Source organism: Membranihabitans maritimus (assembly GCF_021729145.1).
GTDB lineage: Bacteria > Bacteroidota > Bacteroidia > Chitinophagales > Saprospiraceae > Membranihabitans > Membranihabitans maritimus.
In genome coordinates this window covers 425929-444734 of the sequence record NZ_JAJSLW010000001.1, presented here as the reverse complement: position 1 = coordinate 444734, position 18806 = coordinate 425929, and the positions used below count along the sequence as shown (strand labels likewise).

At 38.6% G+C, this 18806-nt stretch carries 10 protein-coding genes; 4 read left to right on the top strand and 6 right to left on the bottom strand.

Going from position 1 to position 18806, the window contains the following annotated elements; all coding sequences use genetic code 11:
- From LVD47_RS01545 to LVD47_RS01520, 6 genes are all read right to left on the bottom strand, one after another.
- A complete protein-coding gene (locus tag LVD47_RS01545; RefSeq protein ID WP_236973756.1) occupies positions 1 to 516 on the bottom strand; it encodes a helix-hairpin-helix domain-containing protein in 516 nt (171 codons plus the stop codon).
- Between the two features lie 71 nt (positions 517 to 587).
- Positions 588 to 1265 (bottom strand): SGNH/GDSL hydrolase family protein, encoded by a 678-nt coding sequence (locus LVD47_RS01540; protein WP_236973755.1) that lies wholly within the window; start codon positions 1263 to 1265, stop codon positions 588 to 590.
- Positions 1266 to 1325: 60 nt separating this feature from the next.
- The gene (locus tag LVD47_RS01535; RefSeq protein WP_236973754.1) at positions 1326 to 2480 is read right to left on the bottom strand and encodes a Gfo/Idh/MocA family protein; all 1155 of its coding nucleotides are present in this window, start codon (positions 2478 to 2480) and stop codon (positions 1326 to 1328) included.
- A 10-nt stretch (positions 2481 to 2490) separates the two neighbouring features.
- Positions 2491 to 2733, bottom strand: a complete 243-nt coding sequence (locus tag LVD47_RS01530; RefSeq protein WP_236973753.1) for a ferredoxin — start codon at positions 2731 to 2733, stop codon at positions 2491 to 2493.
- Positions 2726 to 3982: a peptidase U32 family protein gene (locus LVD47_RS01525; protein ID WP_236973752.1), complete on the bottom strand. Its 1257-nt coding sequence runs from the start codon at positions 3980 to 3982 to the stop codon at positions 2726 to 2728. Before LVD47_RS01525 ends, LVD47_RS01530 begins: the two co-directional genes overlap by 8 nt.
- Before the next feature lie 436 nt (positions 3983 to 4418).
- Entirely contained in the window at positions 4419 to 7205 is a 2787-nt protein-coding gene (locus tag LVD47_RS01520) for a TonB-dependent receptor (RefSeq protein ID WP_236973751.1), read from the bottom strand.
- Between the two features lie 290 nt (positions 7206 to 7495).
- On the opposite strand from LVD47_RS01520, the gene thrS reads away from it, so the two are divergent.
- From thrS to LVD47_RS01500, 4 genes are all read left to right on the top strand, one after another.
- A complete protein-coding gene (gene thrS / locus LVD47_RS01515) occupies positions 7496 to 9427 on the top strand; it encodes a threonine--tRNA ligase (protein WP_236973750.1) in 1932 nt (643 codons plus the stop codon).
- Positions 9428 to 10731: 1304 nt separating this feature from the next.
- A complete protein-coding gene (locus tag LVD47_RS01510; RefSeq protein ID WP_236973749.1) occupies positions 10732 to 13755 on the top strand; it encodes a SusC/RagA family TonB-linked outer membrane protein in 3024 nt (1007 codons plus the stop codon).
- Between the two features lie 25 nt (positions 13756 to 13780).
- A complete protein-coding gene (locus LVD47_RS01505; protein WP_236973748.1) occupies positions 13781 to 15370 on the top strand; it encodes a SusD/RagB family nutrient-binding outer membrane lipoprotein in 1590 nt (529 codons plus the stop codon).
- A 79-nt stretch (positions 15371 to 15449) separates the two neighbouring features.
- A complete protein-coding gene (locus LVD47_RS01500) occupies positions 15450 to 18746 on the top strand; it encodes a VCBS repeat-containing protein (protein WP_236973747.1) in 3297 nt (1098 codons plus the stop codon).
- Positions 18747 to 18806: the final 60 nt, after the last annotated feature.

Below are 18806 nucleotides of genomic sequence, written 5' to 3'. Positions count from 1 at the left end.
TTACTTACTTTCTTGCCAGCTTTTAAGCGCTTGCCAATCCCCTTTAGCTGCCAGGTTTGCCTGGCCGGGCCAGGTATCAGGGTTGTGTCTTTTATATGCCGGACCAGCCGATTCAAGAATGGATGTTAATTTTTCTACGGATGCGGTTGCCAAATCTTTAAAAGATTTGATACCATTGCTTTTGAGAAGTTCTTCGATTTTGGGGCCTATTCCTTCAATTTTTGTAAAGTTATCTGGTTTTTGTGCAGTTGTTCCATCCAATAATTGAGTTAATTTATTTTGAAGACGTTCGATTTCTTCTTCTTTTTCAATTAAGATATTATTCAATTCGTCATAGGCGTATTTCAAATCCTCTTGCTCCTGTTTTCGATAAGACGATAATAAATATCCTGCGACTACTCCACTACCGAAAATAATAAATGATACAGGGGGTAAGAAATAGATAAGAAGTTCAAAAGTCATGTCGATTGGATTTAATGCTATATTAAAAACAGAAAAAAGACAAAAAAATTCCATCTGAATACCTTTTTAATGGGATATTCAAAATATAAGGATGAAACCAAAAGATTCCATTATGAATTATTTAGTTAATAATACCAATTTGCTACTATAGGACCCAGGTATTCTGCCCATCTTTTGTACGATTTGGCGCTAAGCTGCAGGCCGTTTTCCAACAACAATTCCGGCCGGTTTTCTACCTCTCGCGAAAGTTTTCGAATGTCAATAAAAAATATGTTTCGTTTTTCACACTCTTCCTTTTTGATCCTGTTGTACGCTAATAATTCACTGGCAATTAACGCTGTGTCAAAAGTTTGAGCAAACGGAGTAACCGTATAGTCTGGAATGGAGAGTACAAATACATTATCTGACCTCCCTGATGTCAATTCTAGTGCCCGGTCAAGAATAAGGGCAATATCTCCCCTGTAATTCTCCAATCCATATTGGAAAAACTGGTTGTTAACGCCGATACATATAGAAATCATTTCATAGTTCAATCCTTCGGTTCGGGATTGGATCCCATTAATCAATTCTTTTGTTGCCCAGCCGACTCCGGCAATAACGTTGGGATCCTGAACATTGATATTGCGGTTTCGGAGGTGCTGAGCCAATTGATAAGGCCAACTTTCCTCTGGGTTTAGATTGGTTCCCTGAGTATAGCTATCGCCAAGTGCTAGAAAGGTCACTTTGTGTGGAGGCCTTTCGGTTGAAATATTTTTCTCGCATGCAGCTAATAAAAAAACCCCTATTATTAAAACTCTTAACATCTACTTAAGATAGTGATTTACAGTGATAAATTGGAGAATTTGGTGAGTTATATTTTTGTGCTATTTCAAATAAACCTTTTTTCCGGTAGCAGCACTTTTTCGTGCGGCATCTAGGATTTCTACAACAATTAAATTATTGGCCAGCGAAGACAAGTCAAGATCATGTATTTTTATATCCCCTCGGATGATAGCTGTCAGATAACTAAAGGGGTTACTATTTGGGTGTTCTCTTGCAGGAAGTGTTTTTTTGACTAAAGGGTATGTATTTCCAAATTCAATATCCGTGCTATTATGTGCGATAAAGACTCCCCTTTCTCCGTATATCTCCATATCTTTCCTGCTTATAGGCCAATTCCAGGAAGCCTGGATAATTACCTGTACGCCAGTATATTCAAGTAAAATTGTAGCTTCATCGTCCACATTGGGATAAATTTCCGGCTTCATTTGCTGGGTTAAAGCGGTTACAGAAATAGGTTTTTCGTTTTTCATGAACCAGGTAGCAAGATTTGCTCCATAACAACCAAAATCGACAATTGCCCCACCACCATTAAGGACAGGGTCAGTAAGCCATTGAAGGAATTCTTCACTACATCCTATTTCCCTGGGGCCTCGATGACCATCGCGGACGATTATTTTTCGTATTTGGCCGTATTGTTTTTGTTCTACTATAGTGTGATAGGCTTTGTGGTTGCTGGCATACCAAGTTGTTTCGAAATTAGTAATTAAATGTATATTGTTCTTTTTCGCTAATTTTTTCATTTTATTAGCGTGCTTCTTATTGACAGCCAGGGGCTTTTCCACCATTACATGGATTCCCCGCGGTGCACATATTTCCACTACATTTAAATGACTGTATATAGAACCGAAAGCTGTAACGGCACTTGGCTTGGTGCTATCCACCATTTCTTCTAAAGATGAAAAGACCAGGCTCATTGGAAAGTTGTAACGCTCTGAATACTTTTTAGCCAATGCCCGATTTGGTTCTGCAATTCCGGAAATAACAAATTGTCTTTCTTTTTGAGTATTAAATATCCAGTTGACATGGTCGTGGGAAAGTCCTGCTATCCCTATTTTTATGGGTGGGGTTGCCTGAGCTTTAGCTACAAAGTTAGAGAAACACAAGGTACAAATTAATATTATCGTGTAGAGTCTTCTACAGTAATAAATGCGATATTCGTAATCGGGAGGGAAAAGAAGAAAATGGTTATTATACATAAATTTGAAATTATTCCCTAACCTGGATGATATTTACCGGACAAGCCTTGGCGGCTTTTTTATTCTCTTCCACATCTGATTCGTGAATTCTAGTAATCCAGAATCCTTTTTTCTCTTTGCTTCCGAGAAGAACGCTTTTACCATCTTTTTTAGACATTCTCCATTGTGCCGGAGCATATTCTACACAATAATGACAACCTATGCATTTATCCCTTTGATGGATTACGGTTACCCTTCCCTTGGGGTCAGACATGGGCTTCCTCTTTTACCTCAGTTGGAACTAGTTTATAAAGTTTATCGGAAGGACGTATCGTTTCTTCCACTTTAAAAGAGCATAATTGTCCTTTTTTTGCAGTTTCAATCGGGCCATTTTCTCCGTGCATTTCAGTAATTTCGGTTTCTACGGCTCCAGTCGTAGGACCTGTGATCAAGACCTTATCACCTATTCTTAGGCTATGTGTTTCGATTTTAAATTCAGCTACCCCTATTTTAGAGAAATAATTTGACCCCCTACCCAGAAAGACTTTTTTCTGTGTAGCCTTTGACCCCGGTGCATTGGTCCATTCTCCTAATTCCTGCCCCAGATAATACCCTGCCCAAAATCCACGGTTGTAAACAGTCTTAATATTTTCCATCCACTTTTCGGTTTTTTCAGAGTTATATGTCCCGTCGTAATAACTGTCGATAGCTTCTCTGTAATTCGATACAACCGTTTTTACGTAATCAGCAGCTTTACCCCGTCCTTCAATTTTAAGTACTTTTACCCCTGCTTCAATAACCTGGTCCAAAAAGTCTATTGTGCACAAATCTTTGGGGGACATTATATACTCATTGTCGATTTCCAATTCATGGCCGTCCTCCAGGTCAATGACTTTATATGACCTTCTACAATTTTGGACGCAAGCCCCCCTGTTTGCAGACGCATTGGAAGTATGTAAGCTCAAATAACATTTACCGGATACAGCCATGCAAAGAGCACCGTGACCGAATAATTCCAATTCAACCAACTCACCGGAAGGTCCGGTAATTTGATCGCGTTCTACTTCGTCAGCTATTTTCTTTATTTGGGTAAGACTCAATTCTCGAGATAAAACCATGACATCAGCAAAATGAGAATAAAAGCGAACAGTTTCTGCATTGGTAATATTTAGTTGGGTTGATATATGGACTTCCATCCCCTGGCTGCTGGCGTAAGAAATAACTGCCTGATCAGATGCGATTATCGCGGTAATATCATTTTTTTTGGCTTCATCCACGATTTTCTTCATGAGGGTTATGTCATGGTCATAGATGATAGTGTTTAGTGTAATATAGGTTCGAACATCGTTTTTCTTTGCTCTATTTGATATTTCGGGGAGATCGTCAATTGTAAAGTTCATGGTAGCACGCGCCCGCATATTCAGTTGTTCAATTCCAAAATAGATTGAGTCTGCTCCTCCCTGGATCGCAGCGGTGAATGCTTCAAAATTTCCTGCAGGTGCCATCAATTCCAACTTCTTCATGTCAATTTGTTTATCTATTTGCTTAAAAAGCACAAAATTAGCTATTTATAACGAATAAGCGATGGAATTGTTGGTTAATTTGAATTATATACAGAAAGGCCGAAATCTGATTATTCCAGTTGTAAATTAATGGGATCCTACTTTAGGCCTGCGAAATGCCGGATACCAATTTTGAATGAGCATACACCAAAGTGAGAATAATTATAGGAGATCTGATAAAGGAAAAAACCTTCGTAACCAATCTTAATGTGAGCAAAAAAATATATGACAATATTATTATACGAATAATTTTTTGCAGCAGCCAGACTCTGATATTGTATTTTCTATTTTTTACCCTAAATAGCTTGTTGCTATGTAATTCAGAGATTTAAATTCCTGGTTAAATATTTATAATGGTTGCTTGCCTCTGCCCCTATAGTTACTTTTTTTCTTTCTATTACCTCCTCCATCGACGATACCCCCTTCTGTCATCACCCATAGGGTTTTTATTTCCCTGACTAAAGTCATAAATAAATGACAGCATAAAATAACGACGTAGGGTAAGTTGCTGACGGTCTACAATAGAGTTATAATTTACATGCCGATAAACAGAAATATTTTGATCTAATAGATCGTATACGCTCAACCGGATTATAGCTTTTTTGCTTTCAAGTATTTTTTTATTAATGGCAGCATGCCACAAAACAGTGCTTTTTTGAAACCCCGGAGCTACTTGTGGATTATACCGGTAGGATATATCGTTTACAAATTCAAAATTCCAGGGCAAATGAAAGGTAAAGTTTCCTGCTAAATTATGCGTGGTAATATCTACATTCCTGTAATTGGTATTTCCATCATACCTGGTCTTGTTGAAATTAATACTGTAACTGGGAGCAAAATCCATAATGTCTTTGAAAGAATAATTAAATCTTAAATTCATACCTACATATGAATTTTTGGAGAGACCATCCTGTCCATTAATCATGAAGGGACTGCGACTTAATCCCGAATAAAGCCGTAAATCGGAATTGATTTTGTGTCCTTCAATATCCATGGTTCGCGAAAGGCCAGCCGAACCGTAGAAAGAGGTGGCATCTCCGTCATAATTTATAGGTCTTCGAACCGTTACACCACTGTTGTCTACAAAAGAAGTATTTATTATTGGATTATTTTCTACACTACCCCTCAAAAACATATTGTATCTCCACTTTCCCTGAAAAGAGAACTTAGAGACATATATGTCATGTCCTTTTGTAGGTTGCAGATTCGGGTTTCCTTCCCGAATATTCAACGGGTTGGTGTTATCTGTAATCGGGTGTAATTGATTGATGTCCGGGACATCAAAGTCGTACCTGTAGCTAAATCTCCATCCATCAAGTACTATCCTAAACCTTGGGCTAAAGAATCTGTAACTTTCGGTGAAATCAGCTATTTCTTTGCCGAAGGAGTTGGTATAATCAAGTATTTGATAATCTAAATTAGCAGAAATCTGTAATTTCTCTTTTTGATATCGGAAGCCCGCACCTAATTCATACTCTTGTTCATTTCTTTCAAAGTCATTGCTAAGGAGGTCAACGTATTCCCAATTTGTTTGATTATCAAATTGCTGTTCTGTAGTGATATTATTGTTTCTTATTGTTGGTTCGTAGTCACCTGAAAGCTCTAAGAAAAAATTCTCAAAAAGTGGTTCAGTGTAATCAAAACTGATATCCATAGATTGATTATTAGTATATTGAGTACGAAGCTGGTCAAAATATACGGCTGAATCTGCTGCATTTTCAAAATAATATCGCTGGAAGTTAGAAAGAAGGTCATTGTTATTGTTGCTTCTCGAAAAGGACCCTCTAACGGATATATTCCGACCTTCAGGATTAAGTTCTTTATTATAAAATAACCGGGAACTAAAACTCATATTTGAAGATTTCGGATCTTCTTCTGTAGTGAAAGACTGTAAAATGTTATCAGGGTCTTCAAAGGCCGATGACTCAACATTGGTATTAGGGTTTTGTCCGTTTGAAAAATTCAGGTTGACATTAAAGTTTATCCGGGAAGTGGTATCTAGTTCCCACCTTAGTCCCCCACCAATATTGTGACCATCGGATTTGGAATTCCCGCTATTGCTTGATTCGTAGTAAAATGTTGAATCATTGGTTATATTCTGTTCTGTAAAAGTTTGAGATTCTGTTTCCAGGCGGTTCTGAGAGTAAAAATATTGTAGATTTAAACGGGCTTCTCCAAATTGCGCATTAACATTAGTTCCCCCCATAAGTGACCTGGGGTATCCTTCTCCTCCTGCTCCAAAATCAATTCCGTTTATTGAAAAAGCACCATCTCCTCCTCCGCGAGCCCATCGGTCATTAAATCCTCCCATACTGAGTACTTCTTCCATTGATAAATTGGTCTTTTTGAGGTTGTTGAAATACCCTAATAAACTTACCTGGAAAGTGTCTCGAAAAGAATTGAGAATGCCACCTACTTCAAAGCGGTCTTTGGTGCCGGCTCCTGCATATGCTTTCCCAAAGGCCTTTATTTTAGCATCCTTTTTAAGTTTTAAATTGATTACCTTACCAACTTCATCATCTGCTAATAATTGTTGGGGATCTTCTTCACGGTCGTCACTTATTTGTACCTTGTCGATCATATCACTGGTTAGATTTCGAAGCGCAATACGTGGATCTCCACCGAAAAATTCATTGCCGTCAACGCGGATTTTATTAACGGCCCTGCCGTCTACGGTTATATTGCCCTGGTTGTCAACGACTACTCCAGGTAGTTTTTTTACCAAATCTTCTACAGTGGCTCCGTCTCTTGTTTGAAATGATCCAGCGTTGAATTCCACAGTGTCTTTTTTAATTACTACAGGAGGGCGCTCAGCTTCGATTAACACCTCATCAAGCCTTTTTGCCGAAGTTTTCAGGATAATGGTTTCAAAATTTTTGTCTGGAATATCTTCTGTAAGTTGGAAAACTTCTTTCACCGGTTCATATCCAAGGAATGAAATGATCATTCTGAGATCTTTATCAAAAGGAAGTCTTTTAATTTCAAAAGAACCATCATCATTGCTTAATGCATAATCCAAAATAACAGTATCTATTGCTGTATAGACTGAAATAGTGGCAAAGGGTAGAGGTTCATTATTGTCCCCCGTGATTAAGGTTCCGGAAATGCTTCCATTATTTTGAGAAAATGCCAGGCTGCAAAATAGCAAAAGTGCAACAGTCAGAGTGGTTAGTCTGTAGATCATTCGTTTTCTTTCTCTGATGCAAACACTGTAAATTGGTTTAACGAGAACGCTGTTTTTTGTAAAAAAATTCATACAATTAACGGTATCTTAACTTTTTGAGTTGTAGCAGTTGTATTTATTGGGCATGAATTACAATAATTACAAAGGTCGTACTAATCATTTTTACCATAAAATTTCCCCTTCTTTTGGGTTAAATAATGTTTATGATTTGTGATTCGGAGTGAATACTTTCATTATATGATAATCAAATCCTATTTTTGCGTACTTAAAATAAAAGGATATTAGTGAATATGATCCAATTAACATTTCCAGATGGAACAATCCGCGAATACGAAAAAGGAATTTCAGGAATTGAGGTTGCAAAATCTATTAGTGAAGGATTAGCGAGAAATGTTTTGTCAATTACAGTTAACGGTGAAGTCAGAGATGCAGACCGGCCAATTGATGAAGACGCACAGATATTACTTAATACCTGGAGTGATGAAGAAGGAAAGGCAACTTTTTGGCATTCTTCCGCACATTTGATGGCCGAAGCACTTGAAGAGCTATATCCCGGGGTTAAATTTGGAATTGGACCCCCTATAGATAATGGATTTTATTATGACATTGATCTGGGAGACAGGCAATTGAATCCATCCGATCTGGATAAGATCGAGAAAAAAATGATTGATCTGGGTCGGAAGAAAAGTGAGTTTGAGAGGAAGGAAGTTTCCAAAAAGGAAGCAATATCGTATTTTGAAGAAAAAGGAGATGAGTATAAGCTGGAATTACTCCAGGATCTCAAGGATGGGGAGATTACATTTTATACACAGGGAGAATTTACTGACCTTTGCAGGGGGCCGCATATTCCCAATACGGGAATGATCAAAGCGGTAAAGCTTTTGAGCCTGGCCGGAGCGTATTGGAGGGGAGACGAAAATCGCAAAATGTTGACGCGGATTTACGGAATCAGTTTCCCCAAACAAAAGGAGCTTAAAGAATATTTAGCACTTCTTGAAGAAGCAAAAAAAAGAGACCATAGAAAGCTGGGTGCGGAACTTGAACTATTTATGTTTTCAGACCGTGTGGGGGCAGGATTACCGATCTGGCTGCCGAAAGGACAGGTGATTCGTGACAGACTTCAGCAGTTTCTTAAAAAAGAACAGGAAAAAAGAGGCTATAAAATGGTAATTACACCGCATATAGGAAAAAAGGACTTATATGTGACATCAGGCCACTATGCAAAATACGGTGAAGACAGTTTTCAACCCATTCAGACACCCAAAGAGAATGAAGAGTTTTTACTCAAACCTATGAACTGCCCTCACCATTGTGAAATTTATGGTAATAAGCCCCATTCTTACCGTGAATTACCAATTCGAATTGCAGAGTTTGGAACAGTATATAGATATGAGCAGAGTGGAGAACTCCACGGATTGTCCAGAGTTCGGGGCTTTACGCAGGATGACGCTCATATCTTTTGCACCAAAGACCAACTTAAAGATGAATTCCTCAACGTTTTGGATCTTACGAAAGTAGTGTTGGATAAAATGGGTTTTGAAGATTTTACTGCCCAGATTTCCCTAAGAGACCCCAGCACACCTGAAAAATATTTAGGTACCAAAGAAAACTGGGATGCTGCGGAACAAGCGATAATTGATGCCACTGAAGAAGCAGGAATGAAAGCTAAAAAGGAAATTGGAGAAGCTGCATTCTATGGTCCAAAGTTGGATTTTATGGTAAAAGATGCAATTGGTAGATCCTGGCAATTAGGGACTATCCAGGTTGATTACAATTTGCCCGAAAGATTTGAACTCGAATATATTGGGGCAGATAATAAGGCATACAGACCTGTAATGATACATCGTGCGCCATTCGGGAGTATGGAGCGTTTTATGTCAATTTTAATTGAACATACCGCCGGTAAATTTCCACTTTGGCTGTCTCCGGAACAGTATGTTATTATACCTGTGTCACAAGTATTTAATGATTATGCAGATGAAGTATCAAAAGCTTTATCTTCTTCCGGGATAATTGGTGAGGTAGATAACAGAAATGAAACTATAGGGAAAAGAATCAGAGAGGCTGAAGTACAAAAAATTCCAATCATGTTGATTGTAGGAGAATCAGAAAAAGAAAATCGATCCGTGTCTGTTCGAATGCAGGGGAAAGGCGATATCGGAACAATGACAATAATGGAATTTATAGAATTCTTTGATTTGGAAAAAGAACGCGGTGCGTAGCTGGGATTGTTTACCTAAACTGATACATTTAGAATATTTCAAAAGGAATTTAAAACCTATTTGGTAGATTTTTTTTCCCTGTAAACTAGTGCATTCCCCGCCAGAAATTTTGTTTCTATCATCTCAAGCCATTGTGGACTTGTGTCCATTGTCATAAAACTTTGAATAAATGTATTTCGACCGATTGCTTTGGATTCAAATCTAAGATGGACTTGATACCAATTCTTCCTAACTTTCCTTATGCACAAGCTATGTCAATATAGGGGTTCCCACAGAGGAAAATCTTCATACGGAATTTGATTCCATTTTAGACATTTTCACTTATTTTGAGAACACATGGAGCTCTGACTATGTCATTGGAACCATTGGTAGGTGCCCATTCAGGACGCCATCGTACTTAATTTTTCTCCTCTTTGGAATTGCCTGTACTGGAATCTCCGGACCTTTTATGTCCTTTTCAATCTGATCTGGTTAATTCAGAAAGTTGAAAAATTTCCGTTTCTAAAAACACCCAGGAACTGGCTTAATGGGGAATGGCTGTATTTGCCTGCGTACTTGACTTTTGTTAGGAACTACCCGTGGTACGTTACATTTCTAATTTCCTTTTTTATAAAACTATATTGACCCCAATCTGGATTAATATCTTGTTGATTTATGGTCTCCACATAGTGAAATAGCTCAAAATCTGGCATTAGGTATCAGGAAGGTTGGAAATAATAATGCCCTTGTGTATTCTTTATTCTAAATATTTAAATCCTCTAATCTTTTATCATAGTGTTATTTAAATTAATTGATTTGTTTTATCTATGATTATTTCCTGGAGTGTTTTAAAAAAAATATGTGTCGATTTGTCTGTTAAGACTAGTTAGGGTTTTTTGTTTTGGTAAATATGTTATGTGTTGATGGAAAAATACAATCATCCTTCTAATTAAAAAATTGGAAATAAAATTCCAAAATTAGGGAAGTTGATTTTAGGCAGGAAGCATCAATGTAAGAGTATTAAATTATCTACTTCTTTGGTTGTTTAATACCAAGTGGTTTAATATAGAATTAATAATTTTTAAACGAGTTATATGGTTGGATGTTTTGACCATGGATTAAATTTATTTTAAAATTTATTAACTATTCTATAAAGATATTTTAACTTTTTTTATACATTAGTATCAGGAATTGCTTACAACTCTATAAAATAAATAACTGGAAGTGTGCGCCCACAAATAGAGGGTGTCGAAATGAATTATTGAATGATTCATGGGTATAGGTTGTGTTTTATGAAAGGTCATATATAATTAAAGAATAGACATATGAATATTAAACAAGGACTTTTTTTGTTGGTATTTTTTTATTCGTCTCATTTGATGGCTCAAATGGAGGTGAAAGGAGTAATTACCGATGTGGATAATTTGCCGTTAATAGGTGCAAATATCAGTATTCAAGATGACCCGGGGTCGGGCACTATTACAGATTTTGACGGTATGTACACTATTTCAGTACCGGATGGAGATGCAGTTCTTATCGTCAGTTATACCGGATATCAGTCCAAGACTATTCCGGTGGAAGGTCGCTCTGAGATAAATATTATTTTAGAAGAAGGAGTAGAATTGGATGAAGTAGTTGTTACGGCACTTGGTATTTCCCGCGAAAAGAAATCTCTTTCTTACTCTGCACAAAATGTGGGTACTGAAAGTTTGAAAGAAGCACGTGAACTGAATGTATTAAATTCACTTTCGGGCAAGGTGGCAGGGATTTCAATTACCCAATCTTCTCAGGGAGTAGGAGGAGCTTCTAAAGTGCTTTTACGTGGAAACAGGTCTATTGCAGGAAGTAGTCAGCCCTTGTATATAGTGGATGGTGTTGTCATGGCAGGAGATATTCGAAATATTGCACCTGATGACATTGTTGAAATGACGGTCCTTAAAGGTGCCAACGCTGCAGCATTGTATGGATCAAGGGCTCAAAATGGAGCCATTGTAGTAACTACAAAATCAGGGGAGGGTGCTGCAGAAGGTGTTACTACATCATTTGGACTCACTTACCAGGCTACCGCTCCGATTCATTTAATGAAATTTCAAAATGAATATGGTCAGGGTTCATCAGGAACTTATTCTAAAGCATCTCTTACATCATGGGGGCCTCCCTTGGATGGTAGGCAGGTAGAACACTGGACCATTGACCCTAATTCGCCGAATTTTGGTACAAACTACGCATTTGAACCTCAGCCCGACAATATAAAAGATTTCTTTCAGACCGGTCAAAGCGTTGCTGCAAATGTTGGTGTCAATATTAAAGGTGCTCAGTCGAACACATTCTTTTCATACACATATACAGATGCTTCGGGTGTAATTCCAGGGAATGACCTCAATAGCCACAACCTGGGTTTACGCGTCAATGCGGATATAACAAGTAATCTCAAATTAGATGGTAAGGTCAACTATATTAGGCAGGATTTTGCAAATATACTTAGTCAGGGAGAAGGGTATGATAACCCCATTCGTTACTTGTACAAAACACCCAGGAATATACGTACAGAAGATTATGCAAATTATCAATTCGTGGATGAATCAGGAGCCGTTCGACAAAACTACTGGTTACCTCATGTAAATGGTGGAGGAAACCCATATTGGGTGCGAAACAAGGCCCAAAGACCTGAGCTTGAGGAACGAGTCACCGGATTGATTTCATTGAAATACGACATAATAGATGGTCTGAGCATCTTGGCAAGATCTGCAATTGACAGAATCAATGCATTTCAGGATTTTACCAGAGCTAATGATACTTACACAACAGCGAGATTTGGATCTTACAATAAGGATTTCAGGTATGAATATGAATGGAATACAGATGCACTCGTCAATTTTAATCAAAGATTTGGAGCCAACATTACGCTGGATTTGAATGCCGGTGCAAATTTACGTCGAGCTAAGTTTGAACGACTAAGTGCTAGTGCCGCTAATTTTCAAATCGAAAACTTGTTTGCACTGTCGAATGGTAATGACCCCAGACCTTCTGAAGCATATACTTTGAAAGAAGTGCAGTCGGTTTATTCATTTGCTTCATTAGGATTTTTTGATGGTCTGTATCTGGAAGGCTCAGCTCGAAATGACTGGAGTTCTACACTGCCGGCGGCTAACAGATCATATTTTTATCCATCGTTTGGAGTGACAGCTGTTTTGTCAGATCTCATGAATGTGCCCTCGTTTATTACCTTTCTAAAATTACGTGCCAGTTGGGCTGAAGTGGGCAATGATACAGATCCTTACCGGCTTGCTCGTGCTGCTGTAGTAACAAATGGCACAGTAACCTTAAGTAATACATTGCCGAATCAGGATTTACGCCCTGAGTCTACACGGTCTACAGAATTTGGTCTGGATACCCGGTTTTTTGATAATAATGTGCGATTTGACTTTACATACTATAAAACGAATACAGTTGACCAGTTATTTAATGTAGCCTACCCATTGGAGTCAGGCGTGTCCAGTGTGTTTCAGAATGGAGGAGACATACAGAATCGGGGTGTTGAAATTGCTTTAGGTTTTACCCCGGTAGCGAACCAAGATTTTACCTGGGATATTGATTTCAACTTTTCAAAGAACGAAAGTGAAGTACTTCAGTTGGCAGATGGATTGACGGAATTACAGCAATCAGCAGATTTCATTCGCGTATATCAGTTAATTGTAGGCGACCCTTTCGGAACTACATTGTCTCGTGGATTTGTAAGAGATGATCAAGGCCGTGTTATTGTCAATGCCAACGGTATCCCAAGAACAACAGCGGGTCGTACGGTACCGATCGCTAATTTTAATCCGGACTGGTTAGGAGGCGTCAACAACTCTTTCCATTATAAGAATTGGAATATGAATTTCTTGATTGATGTCCGTCAGGGGGGAACGGTAACCTCTTTTTCCGAAGCGATTCTCGCAGGAGATGGTGTCCTGGATTATACTACAGTGGGTAGAGAAGGGGGTGTCTTTGGTGAGGATTTTTTCCCCAACGAAACTGCCGTCACAGAAGATGGTTCTCCCAATACTCTCCAGGCAACAGCAGAGGAAGTATGGAATGCAGTTGGAGGTCGAAATGCACCTGCAGGAGAAGCTTTTATTCGGGACGCATCCAACATTCGTTTAAGAGAATTCGTCCTCGGTTATGCATTACCGAAATGGAATGCCCGGATTTCCTTTGTAGGTAGAAATTTATTCTTCATCCAAAACAAAGCTAATTTCTTTGATCCGGAAATCACAGTAGGAACAGGTAATGAAGCGGAAGGACGGGAAGCATTTCCGCTCCCCACCAGGAGAACTTTAGGTCTCTCATTGAGCATTGATTTTTAAAATTATAATGTTAAATCTTAACAATATGAAGAAGTTATTTTATTTAGTGCCTCTTTTCATAAGTTTTATATTTTTGGGTAGTTGTACCGATGACTTTGATGAGATAAACACTAATCCCCGTACCTTGAGTTCGGAAACATTAGGTCCAAGTTCCATGGGCCTTGTAGCAGCGAGATCGTTTTATAGAACCACTTATCTGGATCGCGGAGCTTTCCAAACCACCAAATCATTGTTTGCAAATATATTTGCACAATATTTTGCAACTACACACCCCAACTTTGACTCCGATCGATATCTGATGGTAGGCGGTTGGCTCAACGGAGCGTGGAGTACATTTACTTTAAATCATTTCGCACAGGTAAAGCTGTGGCAGGACTTTGCGGAAGAGGGAGGATTTGAATTGGAAGCGGCAATGGCCAAGGTTTGGAAAGTGTACACCTGGCACCGGGCTACTGATTTCTGGGGTCCACTTCCTTATCATTCTTTTGGTAATCAGGAGGCTTCCGTACCTTTTGATTCACAAGAAGATATTTACATGGACTTTTTTGAAACGTTAGATGAGGCTATGTCTGTTCTTCAGGCCAATGCAGGTGGATCTTCCTTTTTGGCAGGAAATGATTTATTGTATAATGGAAATATCGACCAATGGATTAAATTCACTAATTCTCTTCGGCTAAGACTGGCTATGCGAATTCGCTATGTCAATGCAGGAAAGGCGCAATCAGAAGCAGAAAAAGCTGTAGCCGGCGGTGTTATTGATGCCATTGGAGACAATGGGATCGTAGAGTCCAGTACCAACTGGCCAAATCCATATAATACTATTAGTCAATGGAGTGAATATCGATTAAGTGCTGATATGGAGAGTATATTGAAGGGATATGAAGATACAAGATCAAATGTATGGTTTTCTCCCGCCGATATTCCAGACCCGACCGATGACCCGGAGGGTATTTCGTTTCCTATTGAGGGCATGCGAAACGGTCAAAGTAAAGTAGATAAAGGGGATACGGATCAATTAAACTTCAATAAAAAAGCCTCTGATCATGCCCCTGCTTATACTGAAGCCGGAGCAGCTGGGCCAAATATTATTGTTCTAGCAGCTTCCGAATCATATTTCCTTCGGGCAGAAGGAGCATTGATTGGGTGGAATATGGGAGGAGGTTCAGCCCAGGAGTTTTACGAGCAGGGTATTTCTACATCCTTCGCCGAAAATGGATTGCCGGTTGAAAATCTTCGAGGAGAAAATTATATCAGCAGTACCAATACACCTGCTTCATATGACGGTAGTACGGAACCGGCGTCCAACATCCCTATTGCTTATGATGCCGGAGCAAGCACAGAATATCAATTGGAGCAAATATTGACTCAGAAGTGGATAGCTTTGTTCCCGGATAGCTTTGAAGCATGGGCGGAAAAACGAAGAACGGGATATCCTGTATTATATCCAAGGTTGAATTCTGACAATCCAGCTCTTCCACCGGATGAAATTGCACGACGTGTTCCCTATGTGGCAAATATGTATTCCAGAAATGGTGAAGCAACAGAGTCGGCTGTTAACAACCTCTTAGGGGGACCTGATAACGGTGCTACCAAATTGTGGTGGGATGCAAAATAAGTATGAAAATTAATATTGTAAATAAGAGGTGTCATATGACTTTATGGCACCTCTTTTTGTTTTACTAAATTACCGGGTGATGAAGATGAAAGGCGTATTGTTTTTAGGAGTCTATCTACTTCTTTTAGTTAATTGTCAAGATTCTAATCAAGCATTGTTTGTCAGAGAATCTCCGTCAAAGACAGGAGTGAATTTTAAAAATACCATTGTAGAGCTAGAGGGGTTGAATGTACTAAACTACCCTTACTTTTATAATGGTGGGGGTGTAGCTATTGGAGATGTGAATAACGATGGGCTTCAGGATATTTATTTTACAGGGAACCTGGTTTCCAGTCATCTTTATCTCAATAAAGGTGATTTTAAATTCGAAAATATAGCAGAACAGGCTGGCGTAAAAGCAGAAGGATTTTGGAATACGGGAGTTACAATGGCAGATATAAATGCTGACGGGTGGTTGGATATTTATATTTGCAGATCTGCAGCAGCTGATGCTGAAGCCAGAAGAAACCTACTTTTTATCAATAATGGCCCATCGGAAAATAACGAAATATCATTTACTGAAAAAGGAAGGGACTTTGGATTGGCTGACCCTTCTTACTCTACCCATTCTTGCTTTTTTGATCTTGACCGGGACGGAGATCTCGATATGTTTCTATTAAATCATTCTGTCCCGGAATTCGCCAACTTCAATTCCCGAATCGGACATTTAAAAGATCGATCAAACCCTAATTATGGAGATAAGTTGTTCAGGAATGACGGAGATAAATTTGTTGACATAACCGAAAAATCAGGAATCTTAACAAATGTTCTCGGTTTTGGTCTTGGGGTGGCAGTTTCTGATTTTAATGATGACAACTGGATGGATATTTACATCAGTAATGACTTCAATGAAGAGGACTATCTATATATAAATAATCAGGATGGGACTTTTACCGAAGCCCTTGACCAGTACCTGGACCATACATCTATGTTTTCGATGGGGTCTGATGCAGCTGATATTAATAATGACGGGAAAAGCGATTTAATTACTCTGGATATGTTACCCGAGGATAATTACCGAATAAAATTGACTTCGGGGCCAGATAATTTTAACAAATATCAACTTCTTTTAAAACAGGACTTTTATCCCCAGAATATGCGCAATATGATGCATATTAATCAGGGAAACGGTAAGTTTTCGGAAGTAGGCCAATTGTCCGGGATTTCCAATAGTGATTGGTCCTGGTCTGCATTATTTGCAGACTATGACCTGGATGGATACCAGGACTTGTTTGTGTCCAATGGGAATTTGCGTGACTATACAAATATGGACTTTTTAAATTTTGCAATGAATTTTAAAATTGAAAATCCAGAAGTCCGTGAAGAAGATATCCCTATCGAAGACGTCCTTAAGCACATGCCCAAAGTTGATGTACCCAACAAGGTATATAAGAATAAAAATGGAATCTCATTTGAAGACAAGAGTACGGAATGGGGATTTGTAGAACCAGAGCTCTCCAACGGAGCTGCTTATGCAGATCTAGACAATGATGGAGATTTGGATATCGTAGTCAATAATATCAACGAAGAAGCAGGAATTTATCGAAATACTGCAATGGATAAGAAGCGTGGCCATTTTGCAAAGATTCAATTGCATGTCGAAGAAAACCCCTACTTGTCTGTAGGCACTGGAGTAACTATATATTCGGGGAATAACAAGTGGTATCGGGAAATGAATCCAAGTAGAGGATTTCAATCAGCAGTGGAACCATTGATCCATTTTGGTTTCAGTGACTCTATCTCTATTGATTCATTAATTGTGGAGTGGTCGAACGGCAATTGGGAAAAGTTTGAATCTGTACAGTTGGACCAATTAAATATACTCAATAGGGGCAGTGGAAAGAGCCTTGAGAGCAGAAGCCAGGAGCCCGTTCATTCAATATTTGAGCAATCAGATTTATTAATGTTTAAACACAAAGAAAATATTTTTAATGATTTTGGACAGCAATCCTTATTGATAAGGTTCCTGTCCAGACAGGGACCACCAATTACTGTAGGAGATATTAATAATGATGGAATAGAAGACATGGTCATTGGGGCAGCTGCAGGAGAATCCACAGAAGTAAAAGTTGGAAACCTGAATGGAGGTTTTACTTCTATAACCCAGGAAGATTTTGAGTGGGATACTCCTTTTGAGGATACAGATCTCAACCTGGTAGACATCGATAAAGATTCTGACCTTGACCTATTAATTGCTTCCGGGGGGAATACTTACCTATCCGGAGATGACCGTTATTGTCTCAGAAGTTATAGTAATGATGGTAATGGTAGATTTCAAAAGAATCAAAAATTTCCATGCATAAAAGCCAATGCCTCGACAGTAAAAACAGGAGATTTTAATGGAGATGGTAAAATTGACATCTTTTTGGGAAGTAGCTACCAATCATTGAATTACCCATTGCCGGATTCCAATTTTGTACTTTTCAATCAAGGAGATGGTAGTTTTGTAATAGATGAAAATATCCCGTTTGAATTAGTAAATGTTATGGCTGCTGATGTGGCGGATATCGACAATGATGGAATTCAGGACATTATTCTTTCAGGGGAATGGGAGCCGATTCAAGTTTGGTCATACATAGACGGAAACTGGAAATTGAAATATAAATCCGAGCAAAAAGGTTGGTATACTTCTGTCAGGTGTGTAAATCTTGATGCAGACCCATCTTTGGAAATAGTTGCAGGTAATTGGGGATGGAATAGCCAATTGTCTGCTTCCCCACAAAATCCATTAGTACTTTATCATGGAGACTTTGATAATAATGGTACCGTTGACCCAATATTAAGTTGTTTTAACGGGGATGAATCCTACCCATTTGTATCACGAGATGACATAATAGGACAGCTTCCAGTCCTCAAGAAATTGTTTACTAATTACCACGATTATGCCCAGTATAAAATGTCAGACCTACTTCCCCATTTAGATAATTACTCTACAGATACTGTTTCTGATCTGAGTTCGGGAGTTTTTGACCTGGTTGACGGAAGGCTTATTGGAGCTTCATTGCCAATTGAAGCACAGGTAGCGCCTGTCTTTTCTATTTTGCCAATTGATTATGACAAGGATGGTGATTTGGATTTGATACTTACTGGCAATAGTCGTTTTAATAGGGTGAAATTGGGAGAGATAGATGCCAATCATGGAATTTTATTGGAGAATCAGGGTGATCTTAATTTTGTTTCGGTCCCCAATAGAGAAAGTGGATTAAATCTTAGAGGAGAAGTGAGGAGTGCTGTTTTATATAGGAACAATATGAGTAGGGAGTTTTTGGTATTTGGCATTAATGATCAAGGTGTTGAATTCTACAAAATAGTTGATCCATCAGTGATAAAGGATTAGGGAATATAGAAGGTCGGTTAGTTAGAGTAATTTAAGTTCTATTGTTAAAAAATTAATAGC

Coding starts and splice junctions, on each gene's coding strand:
- LVD47_RS01520 (WP_236973751.1), bottom strand. CDS start 7,205: ATGATCTACAGACTAACCACTCTGACTGTTGCACTTTTGCTATTTTGC.
- LVD47_RS01540 (WP_236973755.1), bottom strand. CDS start 1,265: ATGTTAAGAGTTTTAATAATAGGGGTTTTTTTATTAGCTGCATGCGAG.
- LVD47_RS01505 (WP_236973748.1), top strand. CDS start 13,781: ATGAAGAAGTTATTTTATTTAGTGCCTCTTTTCATAAGTTTTATATTT.
- LVD47_RS01545 (WP_236973756.1), bottom strand. CDS start 516: ATGGAATTTTTTTGTCTTTTTTCTGTTTTTAATATAGCATTAAATCCA.
- LVD47_RS01525 (WP_236973752.1), bottom strand. CDS start 3,982: ATGAAGAAGTTGGAATTGATGGCACCTGCAGGAAATTTTGAAGCATTC.
- LVD47_RS01510 (WP_236973749.1), top strand. CDS start 10,732: ATGAATATTAAACAAGGACTTTTTTTGTTGGTATTTTTTTATTCGTCT.
- LVD47_RS01535 (WP_236973754.1), bottom strand. CDS start 2,480: ATGTATAATAACCATTTTCTTCTTTTCCCTCCCGATTACGAATATCGC.
- LVD47_RS01530 (WP_236973753.1), bottom strand. CDS start 2,733: ATGTCTGACCCCAAGGGAAGGGTAACCGTAATCCATCAAAGGGATAAA.
- LVD47_RS01500 (WP_236973747.1), top strand. CDS start 15,450: ATGAAGATGAAAGGCGTATTGTTTTTAGGAGTCTATCTACTTCTTTTA.
- thrS (WP_236973750.1), top strand. CDS start 7,496: ATGATCCAATTAACATTTCCAGATGGAACAATCCGCGAATACGAAAAA.